13 protein-coding genes are annotated in these 17,740 nt (G+C 73.5%); all 13 read right to left on the reverse strand.

Translation table 11 applies throughout. The features are described from left to right. Positions 1–51: 51 nt before the first annotated feature. The 13 genes from CLV28_RS09125 to CLV28_RS09185 all read right to left on the reverse strand — a co-directional run bounded on the left by CLV28_RS09125 (position 52) and on the right by CLV28_RS09185 (position 17,589). Positions 52–1,518 (reverse strand): glutamate synthase subunit beta, encoded by a 1,467-nt coding sequence (locus CLV28_RS09125; RefSeq protein ID WP_100422951.1) that lies wholly within the window; start codon positions 1,516–1,518, stop codon positions 52–54. Then, positions 1,511–6,067, reverse strand: coding sequence for a glutamate synthase large subunit (gene gltB, locus CLV28_RS09130; protein ID WP_100422952.1), 4,557 nt, complete (start codon positions 6,065–6,067; stop codon positions 1,511–1,513). The genes CLV28_RS09125 and gltB overlap by 8 nt, the downstream gene beginning before the upstream one ends. 141 nt (positions 6,068–6,208) lie before the next feature. Beyond that, positions 6,209–7,120, reverse strand: coding sequence for a prolipoprotein diacylglyceryl transferase (gene lgt, locus CLV28_RS09135; protein ID WP_373314342.1), 912 nt, complete (start codon positions 7,118–7,120; stop codon positions 6,209–6,211). Further along, on the reverse strand, positions 7,117–7,956 hold the full coding sequence (gene trpA, locus CLV28_RS09140; protein WP_100422953.1) for a tryptophan synthase subunit alpha: 840 nt from the start codon (positions 7,954–7,956) through the stop codon (positions 7,117–7,119). The genes lgt and trpA overlap by 4 nt, the downstream gene beginning before the upstream one ends. Next, positions 7,953–9,215, reverse strand: a complete 1,263-nt coding sequence (trpB, locus tag CLV28_RS09145; RefSeq protein WP_100422954.1) for a tryptophan synthase subunit beta — start codon at positions 9,213–9,215, stop codon at positions 7,953–7,955. The genes trpA and trpB overlap by 4 nt, the downstream gene beginning before the upstream one ends. A 146-nt stretch (positions 9,216–9,361) precedes the next feature. Continuing rightward, positions 9,362–10,174, reverse strand: coding sequence for an indole-3-glycerol phosphate synthase TrpC (gene trpC, locus CLV28_RS09150; protein ID WP_100422955.1), 813 nt, complete (start codon positions 10,172–10,174; stop codon positions 9,362–9,364). 171 nt (positions 10,175–10,345) lie between these two features. Beyond that, on the reverse strand, positions 10,346–10,882 hold the full coding sequence (locus CLV28_RS09155; RefSeq protein WP_100422956.1) for a DUF2752 domain-containing protein: 537 nt from the start codon (positions 10,880–10,882) through the stop codon (positions 10,346–10,348). 1 nt (position 10,883) lies between these two features. After that, complete coding sequence (locus tag CLV28_RS09160; RefSeq protein WP_100422957.1) at positions 10,884–11,141, reverse strand: HGxxPAAW family protein; 258 nt, start codon at positions 11,139–11,141, stop codon at positions 10,884–10,886. 64 nt (positions 11,142–11,205) lie between these two features. Then, positions 11,206–11,883, reverse strand: coding sequence for a Trp biosynthesis-associated membrane protein (locus CLV28_RS09165; protein WP_100422958.1), 678 nt, complete (start codon positions 11,881–11,883; stop codon positions 11,206–11,208). Then, positions 11,880–13,445, reverse strand: coding sequence for an anthranilate synthase component I (locus CLV28_RS09170; protein ID WP_100422959.1), 1,566 nt, complete (start codon positions 13,443–13,445; stop codon positions 11,880–11,882). The genes CLV28_RS09165 and CLV28_RS09170 overlap by 4 nt, the downstream gene beginning before the upstream one ends. Further along, positions 13,442–13,828: a phosphoribosyl-AMP cyclohydrolase gene (hisI, locus tag CLV28_RS09175; protein WP_100422960.1), complete on the reverse strand. Its 387-nt coding sequence runs from the start codon at positions 13,826–13,828 to the stop codon at positions 13,442–13,444. Before hisI ends, CLV28_RS09170 begins: the two co-directional genes overlap by 4 nt. Before the next feature lie 96 nt (positions 13,829–13,924). Beyond that, positions 13,925–15,721: an ABC transporter ATP-binding protein gene (locus CLV28_RS09180; protein ID WP_100422961.1), complete on the reverse strand. Its 1,797-nt coding sequence runs from the start codon at positions 15,719–15,721 to the stop codon at positions 13,925–13,927. Next, positions 15,718–17,589: an ABC transporter ATP-binding protein gene (locus CLV28_RS09185; protein WP_100423131.1), complete on the reverse strand. Its 1,872-nt coding sequence runs from the start codon at positions 17,587–17,589 to the stop codon at positions 15,718–15,720. Before CLV28_RS09185 ends, CLV28_RS09180 begins: the two co-directional genes overlap by 4 nt. Between the last annotated feature and the right edge of the window lie 151 nt (positions 17,590–17,740).

Consider the following 17,740-nt stretch of genomic DNA (forward strand, 5'->3'; position numbering starts at 1 on the left):
CCGCGGGACGGCGCGCGCTCTGGCAGCCCGGCGCACGCGCCGGGCCAGGTCTCAGGGTCGCAAGGACACGGTGCTGGCCGCGACCGGCGCCGGCAGCTCCGTCTCCCCTTGAAGGTACGCGTCCACCGCCGCGGCAGCAGCCCGACCCTCGGCGATCGCCCACACGATGAGCGACTGGCCGCGGCCGGCGTCCCCGGCGACGAACAGCCCCGGGTGCGACCCGGCGAAGTCGTCGTCGCGCGCCACGAGCCCGCGGGCCGTGAGCTCGACGCCGTCCTGCGCCGTCAGCGTCTCGGTCTCGGGGCCCGTGAAGCCCATCGCGACGAGCACGAGGTCGGCCGGGATCTCACGCTCGGTGCCCTCCTTGGGCACGCGGCGGCCGTCCGGCAGGTACTCGGTCTCGGCGACGCGCAGCGCGCGCACCGCGCCGTCCGGCCCGGCGACGAACTCGACGGTCGAGGCCAGGTAGGCGCGCTCGCCGCCCTCCTCGTGCGAGCTCGACACCTCGAACAGGATCGGGTCGGTAGGCCAGGGCTGGTGCGCGGCGCGCTCAAGCGGCGGCTTCTTGCCGATGGCGAGCGTCGTGACGCTCGCGGCGCCCTGGCGCAGCGACGTGCCGAGGCAGTCGGAGCCCGTGTCGCCGCCACCGATGATGACGACGTGCTTGCCGGTCGCGACGATCTGGTCGGCGACCTCGCCGCCCGCGACCACGGTGTTCGCCTGGTGCAGGAACTCCATCGCGAAGTGGATGCCGTCGAGGTCGGCGCCGGGCACCGCGAGCGGGCGCGGGACCGTCGCACCGGTCGCGAGCACGACCGCGTCGAAGCGGCTGCGCAGCACGTCCCAGGTGATGTCCTTGCCGATCTCCACGCCCGGGCGGAACCGCGTGCCCTCGGCCGTCATCTGCTCGAGGCGACGGTCGATGTGCAGCTTCTCGAGCTTGAAGTCCGGGATGCCGAACCGCAGGAGCCCGCCGATCGCGGCGTCACGCTCGTAGACGACGACCGTGTGGCCGGCGCGCGTGAGCTGCTGCGCCGCAGCGAGGCCCGCGGGGCCCGAGCCCACGACCGCGACCGTCTTGCCGGTGAGCCGCTGCGGGATCACGGGCGTCACGAGACCGCGCTCGAACGCCTCGTCGATGATCGAGACCTCGATGTTCTTGATCGTCACGGCCGGCTGGTTGATGCCGAGCACGCAGCTCGACTCGCACGGTGCCGGGCACACGCGACCCGTGAACTCCGGGAAGTTGTTGGTCGCGTGCAGGCGCTCGATCGCGTCGGCCCACTGGTCCTGGCGCACGAGGTCGTTCCACTCGGGGATCAGGTTCCCGAGCGGGCAGCCCTGGTGGCAGAACGGGATGCCGCAGTCCATGCAGCGCCCCGCCTGGTTCTTCAGGAACGGCTGGCCCTCGACCCGGTGCTCGTGGACGTCGCGCCAGTCCTGCAGTCGCACCTCGACGGGTCGGTTGGTCGGGAGCTCGCGCTCCCGGGTCTTCAGGAATCCGCGGGGGTCAGCCACGGGCCACCTCCAAGATGTTCTCCCAGGCGCCGGGCGCCTCGAGGTCGACACCGTCGGTCGCGGCCTGCGCGAGCGCGGCACGCACGCGGGCGTACTCCGCCGGCAGGACCTTGGTGAGTCGGGCACGGGTCGCTGCGGGGTCCTCCAGGAGCTGGGCCGCGAGCGGCGACCCCGTCTCGTCGAGGTGCTTGCGCAGCAGCGTCTCGACGACGTCGGCGTCCGCGTCGTCGAGCGGGGTCACGAGCAGCTCGCCGTTCGCGACGGCCCCCGTGTTGAGGGCCTTGTCCCGCAGGTCGAGCACGTAGGCGGTACCGCCCGACATGCCCGCGCCGAAGTTGCGCCCGGTGCGGCCGAGCACGAGCACGGTCCCGCCGGTCATGTACTCGCAGCCGTGGTCCCCGACGCCCTCGACGACGAGCGTCGCGCCCGAGTTGCGCACCGCGAAGCGCTCGCCGACGAGACCGCGCAGGAAGATCTCCCCCGAGGTCGCGCCGTAGCCGATCACGTTGCCCGCGATGACGTCGTTCGAGCCCGCGAGCACCGAGGCGCGGTCCGGGCGGACGACGATCCGGCCGCCCGAGAGGCCCTTGCCGACGTAGTCGTTCGCGTCGCCGAACAGGCGCAGCGTGATGCCGCGCGGCAGGAACGCGCCGAGCGACTGGCCGGCGGAACCCGTGAGGGTCACGTCGATCGTGTCGTCGGGCAGGCCCTCGCCGCGGTACCGGCGCGTGACCTCGTGACCGAGCATGGTGCCCACGGTCCGGTTGACGTTGCGCACGGGCAGCTCGACGCGCACCGGGGTGCCGTTCTCGAGCGCGTCCTGCGCGAGCGCCACGAGCTGGTTGTCGAGCGCCTTGTCGAGACCGTGGTCCTGGACCCCGGTGTTGCGCAGCGAGGCGCCCTCGACGGGCACGGGACGCTCGAGCACCGGCGCGAGGTCGAGACCCTGCGCCTTCCAGTGCGCGACCGCCTTGCGCGTGTCGAGGTTCTGGACCTGGCCGACGGCCTCCTCGATCGTGCGGAAGCCCAACGCGGCGAGGTGCTCGCGCACCTCCTGCGCGATGAACTCGAAGAAGTTCACGACGAACTCAGGCTTGCCCGAGAACCGCTTGCGCAGCTCCGGGTCCTGCGTCGCGACACCCACGGGGCACGTGTTGAGGTGGCACACGCGCATCATGATGCAGCCCTCGACGACCATGGGGGCGGTCGCGAAGCCGAACTCCTCGGCACCCAGGAGCGCCGCCACGACGACGTCGCGGCCGGTCTTCATCTGCCCGTCGACCTGCACGACGATGCGGTCGCGCAGGTTGTTGAGCACGAGCGTCTGCTGCGTCTCGGCCAGGCCGATCTCCCACGGCGTGCCCGCGTGCTTGAGCGACGTCAGCGGGCTCGCGCCCGTGCCGCCGTCGTGGCCCGAGATCAGCACGACGTCCGCGTGCGCCTTGGACACGCCCGTGGCGACCGTGCCGACGCCGAACTCGGAGACGAGCTTGACGTGGACGCGCGCCGACGGGTTGGCGTTCTTCGCGTCGTGGATGAGCTGCGCGAGGTCCTCGATCGAGTAGATGTCGTGGTGCGGCGGCGGCGAGATGAGGCCGACGCCCGGCGTCGAGTGCCGCGTGCGCGCGACCCACGGGTAGACCTTGTGGCCCGGCAGCTGACCGCCCTCGCCGGGCTTGGCGCCCTGGGCGAGCTTGATCTGGATGTCGTCGGCGTTCGTCAGGTACTCCGACGTGACGCCGAACCGGCCCGAGGCGATCTGCTTGACCTTGGAGCGTCGCTCCGGGTCGTACAGGCGCTCGGGGTCCTCGCCGCCCTCGCCCGTGTTGGAGCGCGCGCCGAGGCGGTTCATCGCGACCGCGAGCGTCTCGTGCGCCTCGGCCGAGATCGAGCCGTACGACATCGCGCCCGTGTTGAAACGCTTGACGATCTCGCTGACCGGCTCGACCTCGTCGACGCTGATCGGCTCGCGCTCGCCGCGCAGCTCGAGCAGCCCGCGCAGCGTCATGAGCCGCTCGGACTGGGAGTCCACGCGGTCCGTGTACTGCTTGAAGATGTCGTAGCGGCGCTCGCGCGTCGCGTGCTGCAGGCGGAACACCGTGTCCGGGTCGAACAGGTGCTCCTCCCCGTCACGACGCCACTGGTACTCGCCGCCCGTGGTCAGACGGCGGTGGGCCTGGTGGTTGCCGGACGCCGGGTACGCCTCGGTGTGACGGGCCGCGGTCTCGGCCGCGAGCACGTCGAGGCCGACGCCGCCCAGCCGGGTCGTCGTGCCCGTGAAGTAGTCGTCGACGAGGTCCTGCGAGAGTCCGAGGATCTCGAAGACCTGCGCGCCGCGGTACGACGAGATGGTCGAGATGCCCATCTTCGACATGACCTTGAGCACGCCCTTGCCGAGCGCCTTGATCAGGTTCTTGACCGCGACCTCGGGGGTCACGTCGAGGTAGCCGCGCACCGCGAGGTCCTCGACGGTCTCCATCGCGAGGTACGGGTTGACCGCGGCAGCGCCGAAGCCGATGAGGAGCGCGACGTGGTGCGTCTCGCGCACGTCCCCCGCCTCGACGATGAGCGAGACCTGGGTGCGCGTGTGACGGCGCAGCAGGTGGTGGTGCACGGCGCTCGAGAGCAGCAGCGACGGGATCGGCGCGAGCTCGGCGTTCGAGTCGCGGTCCGAGAGCACGATGAAGCTCGCGCCCGCGGCGACGTGCGCGTCGACCTCGGCGAAGATCTGCTGGAGCCGTGCGAGCAACGCCTCTCCCCCGCCCGAGGCGGTGTACAGGCCCTGGATCGTGACCGACCGGAAGATCCCGTAGAGCTTCGGGTCGCGGTGCACGCGCACGATCTTCGCGAGCTGGTCGTTGTCGAGCACCGGGAACGGCACGACGAGCTTGCGGGCGTGCTCCGGGGTGTCCTCGAGCAGGTTCGGCTCGGGGCCGATCGCGCCGCCGATCGACGTCACGAGCTCCTCGCGGATCGCGTCGAGCGGCGGGTTGGTGACCTGCGCGAACATCTGCGTGAAGTAGTCGAACAGCAGACGCGGGCGCTTGGACAGCACCGCGATGGGCGTGTCCGTGCCCATGGCGCCGAGCGGCTCGGCGCCCGTGTTCGCCATGGGGCTCAGGATGATCTTGAGCTCCTCCTCGGTGTACCCGAACGCGCGCTGGCGGCGGTGCACCGAGGCGGCCGAGTGCGACACGTGCTCGCGCTCGGGGAGCTGGTCGAGGTAGACCGAGTTCTCGGCGACCCACTGCGCGTAGGGGCGCTGCGCGGCGAGCTGGCCCTTGACCTCGTCGTCCTCGACGATCCGGCCCTGGCCGGTGTCGACGAGGAACATGCGGCCCGGCTCGAGCCGGCCCTTGCGCACGATCGTCGCGGGGTCGAGGTCGAGCACGCCCGCCTCGCTCGCGAGCACGACGAGGCCGTCCTTGGTGACCCAGTACCGCCCGGGGCGCAGGCCGTTGCGGTCCAGGACCGCACCGATGAGCGTGCCGTCGGTGAACGTGAGGTTCGCAGGCCCGTCCCACGGCTCCATGAGCGCGGCGTGGTACTCGTAGAAGGCGCGGCGGTCGGCGTCCATCTCGGCGTGGTTCTCCCACGCCTCGGGGACCATCATGAGCACCGAGTGCGGCAGCGAGCGGCCCGACAGGTGCAGGAGCTCGAGCACCTCGTCGAAGCTCGCGGAGTCGCTCGACCCCTCGGAGCACACGGGCAGCAGCGGGGCGAGGTCGCCGATCGCGTCGCTCGCGAGCGTGCCCTCGCGGGCCGCCATCCAGTTGCGGTTGCCACGCACCGTGTTGATCTCGCCGTTGTGCGCGATCAGGCGGAACGGCTGCGCGAGCGGCCACGACGGGAACGTGTTGGTCGAGAACCGCGAGTGCACGAGGGCGAGCTCGGACGCGTAGCGCGGGTCGGACAGGTCCGGGAAGAACGGCTCGAGCTGCGCCGTGGTGAGCATGCCCTTGTACGTGATCGTGCGTGCGGAGAGCGACGCGAAGAACAGGTCGAGCTCGTTCTCGGCACGCTTGCGCAGGCGGTAGGCACGGCGGTCGAGCGCGACGCCCTCGAGCTCGCGCGCCGGGTCGGCGACGACGAGCTGGCGGAACGTCGGCATCGTGGCACGGGCGGTCGGGCCGACGAGGTCGGCCGTCACGGGCACGTCGCGCCACGCGAGGACGTCGAGCTTCTCCTCGGTCGCGATGGCCTCGACACGACGCGCGAGCGCGTCGGCCTCGGCCGTGTCGCCCGGCAGGAACGCCATGCCGATCGCGTAGCGGCCGGCCGACGGGAGGTCGGCGTCCACCACGTCGCGCAGGAACGCGTCGGGGATCTGGGTGAGGATGCCCGCGCCGTCGCCGCTGTTCTCCTCCGCGCCGACCGCACCGCGGTGGTCGAGGTTCAGGAGCGCGGTCAGGCCGGCGTCGACGATGTCGCGTCCCGGCGTCCCGCGGAGCGTGGCCACGAACGCGACGCCACATGCGTCGTGCTCGGCGGCAGGATCGTACAGACCCTGCGCTCCGGGAGCGCTGGTCCGATGCTGCGGCGTGGTCATCAACACCGTCCTCACAGGTGTCCGAGGGGGCTCGGACACGAACTAGTACCAAATGATGGGGCGCCTTTGACCCGCTGGACACGACGAAGCGACCGGACCGTGGTCCGGTCGGTCTTCGTCGACGTTTCGACGGCCGACGTCTCAGTCGCCCGGTTCGGGCTCTGCGGCGTCGTCCGTCTCAGGCTCCTTCGCAGCGAGCACGACTGTCTCCTCGCGCCCGGGGTGGCGGCGCCCGACAATCACGAAGGCTATCAACGCACCGAGGCCGACCAGGACGGACGTCCAGACGTTGAGCCGGAGACCGAGGATCTCCTCCGCCGTGTCGATGCGGAGCGCCTCGATCCACACGCGTCCGAGCGTGTAGAACACGACGTAGAGCCAGAATACCCGACCGTGACCCAGCCGGAACCGGCGGTCCAGGAAGATCAAGAGCAGGGCAGCACCGATGTTCCAGAGCATCTCGTACAGGAACGTCGGGTGGAACAGCGTGTCGGGCGTGCAGGTGATCCCGGCGTTCTCGCACGTCGTGCGGGCGACGTCCCAGTCGATCTCGAGGCCCCACGGCATTGTCGTCGGTGCGCCGAAGAGCTCCTGGTTGAACCAGTTGCCGAGCCGGCCGATCGCCTGCGCGAGCAGCAGGCCCGGAGCGAGCGCGTCAGCAAACCCGGGGAAGCTCACGCCGAGCCGTCGGCACCCGATGTACGCACCGACCGCGCCGAGCGCGACGGCGCCCCAGATCCCCAGCCCGCCGTCCCAGATCCGGATCGCCTTCCACGGGTCGCCGCCCTCGCCCCAGTACGGGTCCGGCGTCGTGACGACGTGGTAGAGCCGCCCGCCCACGATCCCGAACGGGACCGCCCAGAACGCGATCTCGAGCACGTCCTCGGCCTGGCCGCCGCGGGCGACCCAGCGCTTGGACGTCAGCCAGACCGCGACGGCGATGCCCGCGAGGATCGCGAACGCGTACGCGCGGATCGGGATCGGGCCGAGGTGCCACACGCCCTGCGAGGGGCTCGGGATGGACGCGGGCAGGACAGTCAGCAGGTGGTTCACGCGCCGACCTCCGCACGGGCGCCGCGCACGCCGGCCGCGAGCTCGGCCGTGACCGCGCGCAGCGCGGTCAGCCGCTCGGCCCAGGGCGCGTCGGTCAACAGCGGGCGCACGAGCGCCGAGCCGACGATCACCCCGTCCGCGAAGCGCGCGACCTGCGCGGCCTGCTCGCCCGTGGAGACGCCGAGGCCCACGCACACGTGCCCGGCCCCCGCCTCGCGCGTGGCCGCGACCAGCTCGGCCGCCCGGGGGCCCACCTGCGTGCGCTCGCCCGTGACGCCCATGGTCGAGGCCGCGTACACGAAGCCGCGCGAGGCGGCCGCGGTGCTCGCGAGGCGCGGCACGGTCGACGACGGGGCGACGAGGAAGACCTTGTCGAGCCCGTGCGCGTCCGCCGCGGCGAGCCACTCCGCACCCTCGTCGGGGATGAGGTCGGGCGTGATGAGCCCGGCGCCGCCGGCCGCGGCGAGGTCCGCCGCGAAACGGTCGACGCCGTAGCGCAGCACCGGGTTCCAGTACGTCATCACGAGCACCGGGACGCCCGTCGCAGCGACCGCGGACACGACCCGGAACACGTCGGCGACCCGGGTGCCCGCCTCGAGCGCGGCCTCGACCGCGTGCTGGATCGTGGGGCCGTCCATGACCGGGTCGGTGTACGGCACACCCAGCTCGACGACGTCCGCCCCCGCCTCGACCATCGCGAGCGCGGCCTCGATCGAGCGGTCGACGTCGGGGAAGCCCACGGGCAGGTACCCGACGAGCGCGGCACGCCCCTCGGCGCGCAGCTCGGCCAGCCGGGCGCCCGTGCGCCCCTCGCCGAAGCCGGTCGTGGCGGTCACAGGCTGCTCCCCTCGGTCGTCGCGGCCTTCGCGATGTCCTCCTCGTCGACGAGGTCGAACCACCGGGCGGCGGTCGCCACGTCCTTGTCGCCGCGGCCCGAGAGGTTGACCAGCACGACGGCGTCCTGGCGGCCCTGCGCCGCGAGCTCGCGCCCGAGCACGAGCGCGCCCGCGAGCGCGTGCGCCGACTCGATCGCGGGGATGATCCCCTCGGTGCGGCACAGCAGGCGGAACGCCTCCATGGCCTCGTCGTCGGTGACCGGCCGGTACTCGGCGCGGTGCGAGTCGTGCAGCCACGCGTGGATCGGGCTCACGCTCGGGTAGTCGAGGCCTGCGGAGACCGAGTGGCTCGGGAGCGTCTGGCCGTCGTCGTCCTGGAGCAGGTAGGACTTCGCGCCGTGCAGCACGCCTGGCGCGCCGCCGCTGAACCGGGCGGAGTGCCGCCCCGTGTCGACGCCGTCGCCCCCGGCCTCGAGGCCCACGAGGCGCACGTCGTCGTCGAGGAACGCGTTGAAGATGCCGAGCGCGTTCGACCCGCCGCCCACGCACGCCGCGACGACGTCGGGCAGGCGGCCCACACGCTCGAGCACCTGCGCGCGCGCCTCGTTGCCGATGACCTTGTGGAACTCGCGCACGATCTCGGGGAACGGGTGCGGGCCCGTCACGGTGCCGAGCAGGTAGTGCGTGTCGTCGACGTTCGCGACCCAGTCGCGCAGCGCCTCGTTGATCGCGTCCTTGAGCGTGCGCGAGCCGATCGTGACGGGCACGACCGTCGCGCCGAGCAGGCGCATGCGCGCGACGTTGAGGGCCTGGCGCTGCGTGTCCTCCTCGCCCATGTAGACGACGCACTCGAGGTCGAGCAGGGCCGCGGCGGTCGCGGTCGCGACACCGTGCTGCCCTGCGCCGGTCTCGGCGATGACGCGCTTCTTGCCCATGCGCTTGACGAGCAGCGCCTGGCCCAGCACGTTGTTGATCTTGTGCGAGCCCGTGTGGTTGAGGTCCTCGCGCTTGAGCAGCACGCGGACGCCGCCCGCGTGCTCCGCGAAGCGCGGCACCTCGGTCAGCGGGCTCGGACGCCCCGTGTACTCGCGCTGGAGCCGCTCGAGCTCGGCGAGGAACGCCGGGTCGACGATCGCGCTGCGGTACTCGGCCTCGAGCTCCTCGAGCGCCGCGATGAGCGCCTCCGGCACGAACCGGCCACCGAAGTCACCGTAGTAAGGACCCTGCGTGTCCTGCAGGGAGTCTGCGACGTCGGCCACGGGGGCTGACCTCCTGGGGTCTCGGGCGGTCCACGCCCGGCGGGCCGGTGCGTGTCGGGTCAATCGTCTCGGGTCGATCGTCTCGGGACAGTCGTCTCGGGTCGGAACGTCTGAGGTCGGAACGTCTGAGGGCGGAACGTCTCGGCTCAGTGCCGCAGCGCCCGCAACGACGGGTGGGCACCGGCCGCGACGAGGTCGGCGACCGAGGCCCGCGGGGCGTCGTCCGTCACGAGCGCCTCGCCCACGAGCACCGCGTCGGCGCCCGAGCGGGCAAAGTCGACGACGTCGTGCGGGCCACGCACGCCCGACTCCGCGATCCGGACGATCTCGTCGGGGATCGCGGGCGCCAAGCGGGCGAACGTCGTGCGGTCGACGTCGAGCGTCTTGAGGTCGCGGGCGTTGACGCCGATCACGCGGGCCCCGGCGTCGATGGCCCGGCTGACCTCGTCGACGGTGTGCACCTCGACGAGCGCGGTCATGCCGAGCGAGTGGACGCGCTCGACGAGCGACGTCAGCACGGTCTGCTCGAGGGCGGCGACGATCAGCAGGACGATGTCCGCGCCGTGCGCCCGCGCCTCCCAGACCTGGTAGGGCGTGACCACGAAGTCCTTGCGCAGGACGGGCACGTCCACGCGCGCACGCACCGCGTCGAGGTCCGCGAGGCTGCCGTTGAACCGGCGCTGCTCGGTCAGGACCGAGATCGCGCCGGCGCCGCCCTTCTCGTACTCCGAGGCGAGCGCGGCCGGGTCGGCGATCGCGGCGAGCGCTCCGCGCGACGGGCTCGACCGCTTGACCTCCGCGATCACGGCGATCGCGTCGTCGAGCTTGAGCCGGCTGACCGCCTCGAGCGCCCCGGGGACCTTGGCGGCGCGCTCCTTGAGCGCGTCGAGGGACGTCGTCGCCTGCCGTGACGCGAGGTCCTCGCGCACGCCGGCGATGATCTCGTCAAGAACCGTCATGATGCTTCTCTCCCGTGCTCGTGCCTGTCCCCCGGGCGGCGCGCGCCGCTGACGGTCGCGCGCGGGCGCTGCCGTCCTGGTCACATCGTAGGCGCGGTCGGCGGGACGCCGGACCACGGCCCATCTCGCGAGATGGGCCACCCGCGTCCCAGGGGCGGTCGCCCGCTCGCGTCAGGGGCCGAGCCACGGCGTCAGCGCGGGCACGTTGCGCAGCACCCAGAACGCGAGCACGATCCCGACGACGGCCACGGACGCGAGGTGCGAACGCCCGGTGGACCGCCGCCGGGTCGCGTCGTCGGCGCGTGGGCCGACCATCGGGACGGCGCCCGCACCGCGGGGACGTGCACCGGTCGCTCCCGCACCTGCAGGTCCCGAGCCCGGTGGGCGGACGCCGCGGGGCGCCGTCCGCCCGGCGCGGAGCCTGGACCGGAACCAGCCGAGCCACGCGAGGGCGAGGACCGGGACGGCCACGACCCACAGCGGGTTGCTCGCCCAGGCGGCGGCGAGGTCGAGGTGCGCGAGGTCGTGCGTCGCGCGCAGAGACCCGCACAGGGGGCAGCTCCACCCCGTGAGAGACAGGAACGGGCAGGTCACCCAGTGGCGCGCGCCCGGGTCGTCCACCGCGACGACGACGGTCGCGGCGGCGACGACGCCCGCCAGGAGCAGGGGGTCGCGGACGTTCTCGGTGAGCGTCCGCGTCCCGCGCACGTCAGTCCTTGCGGTGGCCGTCCGCCTGGCCGTAGCCCAGGCGCCGCATGACGCCGCCCACGACGAGCGCGACGACGACGATGCCCATCCCGACCCAGAAGACCCAGGGCTCCGCGACGAGGAACGCGACGGCGCCGACGAGCGCGCCGACGATGATGCCGATCATGGCGACCCACGCGGCGACGGTGTGCCCGTGGTTCGTGGGGGGCGTGCGCGGCGGGAGGTACGAGACCTCGGTCTCCTGGGTGGTGCCAACCATGGTGTGAGCCTTTCGTGAAGATGACTGCGCCAAGACTACCGAACGGGGTGCCCGCCCGTGGCGCTCAGGACCGGGCCGGGCCCTCGGGTCCGTCGGGCGCGGGGTCGTCGTCTCCCTCGTGCGTGAGCGCGTCCCACAGCGCCGCCGGGTCGTCGGCGGGTGCGGCGACCGTCTGCGCCCCCCGTTCGTGCCGCGCGGATCCGCGCGACCACGAGCCCGACGTGCGCGCCGCGGCCACCACGACGAGCAGCACCAGCACCGCGACCACGACGACGCCCCACGGCCACGGCGCGACGTCGACGGGCCCCGTGAGGTCGGTCACGCCCGTCGCGTCGGCGGCAGCAGACGTCGCCGTGGGCACCGGGTCGAGCGCCACGACGGCCGCGGAGACCCCGATCACGACGCCGCTGACGGCGGCGACCGCGAGCACGACCCACCGGGCGACCCGGCCGACGAGCCCGAGCGCGAGGGCGCTCGCGACGAGGACCAGCGCGCCGGCACCGACGCCGGGCGCGGCGGCCGTCCCGGTCACGACGACGTCGACCTCGGGGTCGATCGCCGTCGCCCCGGACGACGTGAGCCACGTCGGCACCGCGAGCAGCAGCGCGATCCCGCCGAGCAGCAGCAGGGACAGCAGCGCGTCGCGGCGCGTCGGACGCCGCACCCGCGGGGCCCCGGGAGCGTCGGCGGGCGTGACGTCCGGGGTCCCGGCGGGCTCGCCGTGCCACGGGTCGTCGCTCACCGCAGCACCCGCAACCGGGCCGCGAGCTGGACCGCGCGCACCGCGGCGGCGGCCTTGTTGCGCGACTCGGCGTACTCGAGCGCGGGCACCGAGTCGGCGACGATCCCGCCGCCCGCCTGGACGCTCGCGCGGCCGTCGCGGATCAGCGCGGTGCGGATCGCGATCGCCATGTCCATGTCGCCCGCGAAGTCGAAGTAGCCGACCGTGCCGCCGTAGATGCCGCGCGAGGCGGGCTCGAGCTCGTCGATCAGGGCGATCGCGCGCGGCTTGGGCGCGCCCGACAGCGTGCCCGCGGGGAACGTCGCCCGGAACGCGCCGAGCGCGGTCGCGCCCGGGCGCAGGCGCCCGACGACCGTCGAGCACAGGTGCATGATGTGGCTGAACCGCTTGGTCGCCATGAACTCGACGACCTCGACCGACGTCGGCTCGCAGACCTTGACCAGGTCGTTGCGCGAGAGGTCCACGAGCATGAGGTGCTCGGCCCGCTCCTTGGCGTCGGCGAGCAGCTCCTCGCCCAGCGCGACGTCCTCCGCGGGCGTCGCCCCACGCGGGCGCGAGCCCGCGATGGGGAACGTCACGACGCGCGAGTCCGTCACCTTGACGAGCGTCTCGGGGCTCGACCCCACGACCGCGAAGTCGTGGCCCGCGGCGTCCTGGAGCTGGAAGTAGTACATGTACGGGCTCGGGTTGATCGTGCGCAGCGCACGGTAGACCTCGAGCGGCGCGGCGGGGCAGTCGAGGTCGAGGCGCTGCGAGAGCACGACCTGGAACACCTCGCCGTCGCGGATCGCCTCCTTGCCCGCGAGCACGCTCGCCTCGAACTCCTCGCGGGTCGAGCGGAACTCGAGCTCGGGCTCGACCGCGTCGGGGTCGACCTGCGCCGTGAGGGCGCCGCGCGAGCCGGGCGCGACGAGCGCGGCCTGCATCGCGTCGAGGCGGGCCACGGCGTCGGCCCACGCCTCGTCGACGCGCTCGTCCGTGTCGTCGAAGTTGATCGCGTTCGCCACGAGCCAGACCGTGCCGTCACGGTGGTCGACGACCGCGAGGTCGGTCGCGAGGCACAGCGTGACCTCGGGCACCCCGAGCTCGTCGGGCGCGTCGCCGCGCAGCGTCGGCTCCCAGTGCCGCACGACGTCCCAGCCGAGCGCGCCCGCGAGCCCGCCCGTGAACGGTGGCAGGCCCTCGATCGCGGGGGTGTGCAGCAGCTCGAGCGTGCGCTCGAGCACCTCGAGCACGTCGCCCGACGTCGGGACGCCGGCCGGGACGTCGCCCGTCCAGCGTGCCGAGCCGTCGGCGACCGTGAGCGTGGCGCGCGAGTTCACGCCCACGAACGAGTAGCGGGCCCATCCCCCGTCGACCTCGGCCGACTCCATGAGGAACGTCCCGGGCCGGCCCTGCGCGAGGGTCCGGTAGAGGCTCACGGGCGTGACGTCGTCCGCCAGGAGTCGACGCACCACGGGCACGACGCGACGGTCGGCCGCGAGCGCCGCGAAGCCCTCAGCGGTCGGCCAGGTGCGGCCCCAGGGCAGCGTGTCGACGCGGGCGTCGGTCGCGGCACTCATGCGGCACCGCCCGCGGGACGCTCGCCCACCGCGGCGTCGAGGTCTCCCCCGGCCTCGAAGCACGTGCGGGTGCCCGTGTGGCACGCTGCGCCGACCTGGTCGGCGCGCACGAGCAGCGCGTCGCCGTCGCAGTCGAGCGCGACCGACTTCACGAACTGCGCGTGGCCCGACGTGTCGCCCTTGCGCCAGTACTCCTGCCGCGAGCGCGACCAGAAGGTCACGCGTCCGGTCGTCAGGGTGCGGTGCAGCGCCTCGTCGTCCATCCACCCGAGCATGAGCACCTCTCCGGTGTCGTGCTGCTGGACGATCGCGGCGACCAGACCGTCCGCGTCGCGCTTGAGGCGCGCCGCGACGTCGGCGTCGAGTGCAGTGTTTTCGGCCACCGGAGAATCCTGCCACGGACCGCGCCGGGCCCGTGCACGCGTCCACCGGGCTCGGGGTCCGACGCCGGTGCCCGGTCCCGGCGGATGCCCGGCCCCCTACCGCGTCTGCGCGACCCAGGAGTCGTGCATCTGCGCGTAGACGCCGCCCGCGGCGACGAGCTCGTCGTGCGGGCCGGTCTCCACGACGTGCCCCTCGTCGACGACCACGACGACGTCCGCGGCCTCGGCCGTCGACATCCTGTGCGCGATCGTGATGGTCGTACGACCGGCGGTCAGCGAGTCGAGCGCGCGGGCGATGCGCACCTCGGTCGCGGGGTCGACGGCCGAGGTCGCCTCGTCGAGCACGAGCAGGTCACCGCCCGCGAGGTAGGCGCGCACGAGCGCGACGAGCTGGCGCTCGCCCGCCGAGAGACCCTCGCCGCGCTGGCCCACGGAGCTGTCGAGGCCGCGCGCGAGCCCCGCGACCCAGTCGGTCAGCCCGAGCACGTCGACCGCGTCGACCGCGGCCGCGCGCGCGTCCCCGTCGAACCCGGGAGGCAGGCCGTAGACCATGTTGTCGAGCAGCGTGCCGTCGAACAGGAACCCTTCCTGGGGCACGAGCACGACGCGCTCGCGCAGCCGGGCGAGCGAGACGTCGCGCACGTCGGTGCCGTCGAGCAGCACGCGCCCGGCGGTCGGGTCCATGAGCCGCGTCACGAGCTTCGCGATGGTCGTCTTGCCCGAGCCCGTGCGCCCCACGACCGCGACCGAGGCGCGCGCGGGCAGGTCGAGGTCGACGCCGTGCAGCACCTCGGGGCCGTCCGGGTACGCGAAGCGCACGCCGTCGAGCTCGACGTGCGCCGGGCCGCGGGGGCTCGGCACGCCGCGCTCGCCCGCGTCGACGACCGACACGGGCGTGTCGATGATCGCGATGACGCGGCGCCACCCCGCGACCGCGTTCTGCAGCTCGTTGAGGATCTCGGTGGCCATCTGCACGGGACCGGTGAACAACTGCACGAGGAACAGGAACGCCAGCAGCTGGCCGACCGTGATCTCGCCCGCGATCCCGAGATACGTGCCGACGACCACGACGACCGCGAGCACGAGGTTCGCCACGAGGACCCCCGAGGAGAACACGACCGACACGAGCGCCTGCGCGCGCACCATGGCGCGGCGCGTGCGCTCGACCGCGACGTCGACCCGGCGGGCGGTGCGACGCTGCGCGCCGTACGCGCGGATCGTCTCGGCGCCCACGACCGACTCCGAGATCGCGCCGAGCATCGCCCCGACGCGCTCGCGCTGCGCGCCGTAGGCACGGTTGACGCGCTTCTGGGCGGGCCGCAGCACGAAGAACAGCGGCACGAACACGAGCCACACGACGATCGCGAGCTGCCACGAGTACACGGCCATGAGCACCGTCGCGACGCCGACCTGCAGCACCGAGACCAGGAGCATGATCCCGCCCCACTGCACGAAGAACGAGATCGTGTCGACGTCGCTCGTGACGCGCGAGACCAGGGCCCCGCGCCGCTCGGTGCCCTGCGTGAGCATCGACAGGTCGTGCACGTGCCGGAACGCGCGCGTGCGCAGGTTCGCGAGGCCGGTCTCGGTCGAGCGGAACAGCCGGACGTTGACGAGCGCGGTGCAGGTGCCGGCGAGCACGATCATGACCGCGGCGACCAGCACGAGCGTCGTGACGCGTGCCGCGTCGGGTCCGCCGTCCGCCAAGATGCCCGTGTCGACGGCCTGCTGGACGGTCACGGGGACCACGACGCGCCCCGCGGCCGCGAGGACTGCGAGCAGCAGCGTGACCCAGATGCCCGTGATCATCTCGGGCGACAGGGCGAGGCCCCGGCGCAGGGTCGCGAGCACCCCGAGGTCGCTCGCGACGGCGATGCGGTGGTGCGCGCTCATCGGGCGTCCTCGCTCTCGGTGGTGCTGGTGCTCGTGCCGTCCGGCGCGGCGGCGCCTGCGAGCGCCTGCGCCTGCAGCGCCTCGGCGTCGTCGGCCCGCCGTTCGGCCTCGCGCTCGTACGCGGTCGCGAGCGCCCGGTACCCGGGGTCGCGCGCGAGGAGCTCGGTGTGCGTCCCGACGTCGACCACGCGCCCGGCGTCGACGTGCACGACGACGTCGGCGAGCGCGACGCTCGACATGCGGTACGCGACCATGACGACGGTCGGGCGGGCGTCCGCGACGTCCGCGCCGTCCGACCGGCCCAGGCCCGTGAGGACCTCCTGCTCGACGCGCGGGTCGACCGCGGACGTCGCGTCGTCGAGCACCAGCACGCGCGGGCCGCGCACGAGCGCGCGGGCGATCGCGAGGCGCTGCCGCTGACCGCCCGACAGGTTCGCCCCGCGCTCCCCCAGCGGGGCGTCGAGCCCCTCGGGCAGGGCGCGGACGACGTCCGCGACCTTCGCGGCCTCGAGCGCGGCCCACACCGCGGCGTCGGGCACGTCGCCGTGGTCGTCGCGCGCGACGTCCTCGAGCGTGACGTTCGCGCGGATCGAGTCCTCGAACACGAACGTGCTCTGCGCGACGAACGCGACGGTCCGGGTGATCTCCTCGGGCGCGAGCGAGCGCAGGTCGACGCCGTCGAGGTGCACCGACCCGCGCGTCGGGTCCGAGAGCCGGGCGAGCAGCGACACGAGCGTCGTCTTGCCGGCGCCGGTCGGGCCGACCACGGCCACCGTCGACCCGGGCGCGACGTCGAGGTCCACGCCGTCGAGCAGGGTCGCGGTGCCGCCGTGCGAGGGCACGTCGACGCCGACTCCGGCGAGCCGCAGCGCCGCACCCCCGCGGGCCGGCGGCAGCGAGCCCGTGCCGGGCACGAGCGCGACCGGCGCGTCGAGCACCGCGGTGATGCGCTCGTACCCCACGAGGGCGCGCGGGAGCTCGCCGAGCACCCAGCCGAACGCGCGCACGGGCACCGCCATGACGGTCAGCAGGTAGGCCGCGGTCACGACGTCGCCGGTGTCGATCGCACCCGCGGCGACGCGTGCCGCACCGACGCCGAGCACGAGCAGCGTGCCGAGCGAGGGCAGCAGCTCGATCACGGGGTCGAACACGGCCCGCACCGTGCCCACGTGCACGTTCGCGTCCCGCAGCTCGTTCGCGCGGGCGGCGAACCGGCGCTCCTCGGCGTCCTCGGAGCCGAGGGACTTGACGAGCATCGCGCCCTCGAAGCTCTCGTGCGCCACGTCGGCGACGTCGGCGCGCAGCTGCTGGGCGCGCGTCGCGGCCGGCGACATGTACCGCTGGAACACGAGGTTCGCGGCGATCGCGAGCGGGATCACGACGAGCGCGGCGAGCGCGAGCCACACGTCGGTCGCGAGCAGCATCACGGCGGCGACGACGACCATGACCACGACCCCGAGCGCGAACGGCAGCGGGTTGAACACGCCGGTCGCAGCCTCGACGTCGGCGCTCGCGTTCGCGAGGAGCTGGCCCGTGGGGTGCGCGCGGTGCCACGACATCGGCAGGCGCAGGTACTGGCGGGTCACGGACGTGCGGTGACCTGCCTGGAGCGCGGCGAAGCCCATGCCCGCGAAGATCCGGCGGCCCGCGACGCTCACCGCGAGCGACAGCGCGACACCGGCCAGGACCAGGCCCGCGAGCCAGATCCGGCCCTGTGCGGCGGCGTCCCCGGCGATCGCGGGCACGACGACCTCGTCCGTGACCGTGCCCACGGCCCGGCTCACGCCGACCGTGAGCGCGCCGAACAGCGCCGAGGCCGCGATGGCGAGCGTGTACAGGCGCGGCTCGGACCGGATGCCCCGGCCCATGATCTGCAGCGCCCGGCGGGTGCGCGAGCCGCTCAGCCCGTAGCCGTCGCGGGTGCGGAACGTCGTCCGGCGGGGCGCGTCGTGAGCGCTCGCGGAGGCGTCGGACATGGGTGTGACCTCGATCCGTGGGGCGGTGAGCCCATCGTCTCAC

The organism is Sediminihabitans luteus, from assembly GCF_002797595.1.
GTDB classification, from domain to species: Bacteria; Actinomycetota; Actinomycetes; order Actinomycetales; family Cellulomonadaceae; genus Paraoerskovia; species Paraoerskovia lutea.

Coding starts and splice junctions, on each gene's coding strand:
- gltB (WP_100422952.1), bottom strand. CDS start 6,067: ATGACCACGCCGCAGCATCGGACCAGCGCTCCCGGAGCGCAGGGTCTG.
- trpC (WP_100422955.1), bottom strand. CDS start 10,174: ATGACGGTTCTTGACGAGATCATCGCCGGCGTGCGCGAGGACCTCGCG.
- CLV28_RS09160 (WP_100422957.1), bottom strand. CDS start 11,141: ATGGTTGGCACCACCCAGGAGACCGAGGTCTCGTACCTCCCGCCGCGC.
- CLV28_RS09170 (WP_100422959.1), bottom strand. CDS start 13,445: ATGAGTGCCGCGACCGACGCCCGCGTCGACACGCTGCCCTGGGGCCGC.
- CLV28_RS09180 (WP_100422961.1), bottom strand. CDS start 15,721: ATGAGCGCGCACCACCGCATCGCCGTCGCGAGCGACCTCGGGGTGCTC.
- CLV28_RS09185 (WP_100423131.1), bottom strand. CDS start 17,589: ATGGGCCGGGGCATCCGGTCCGAGCCGCGCCTGTACACGCTCGCCATC.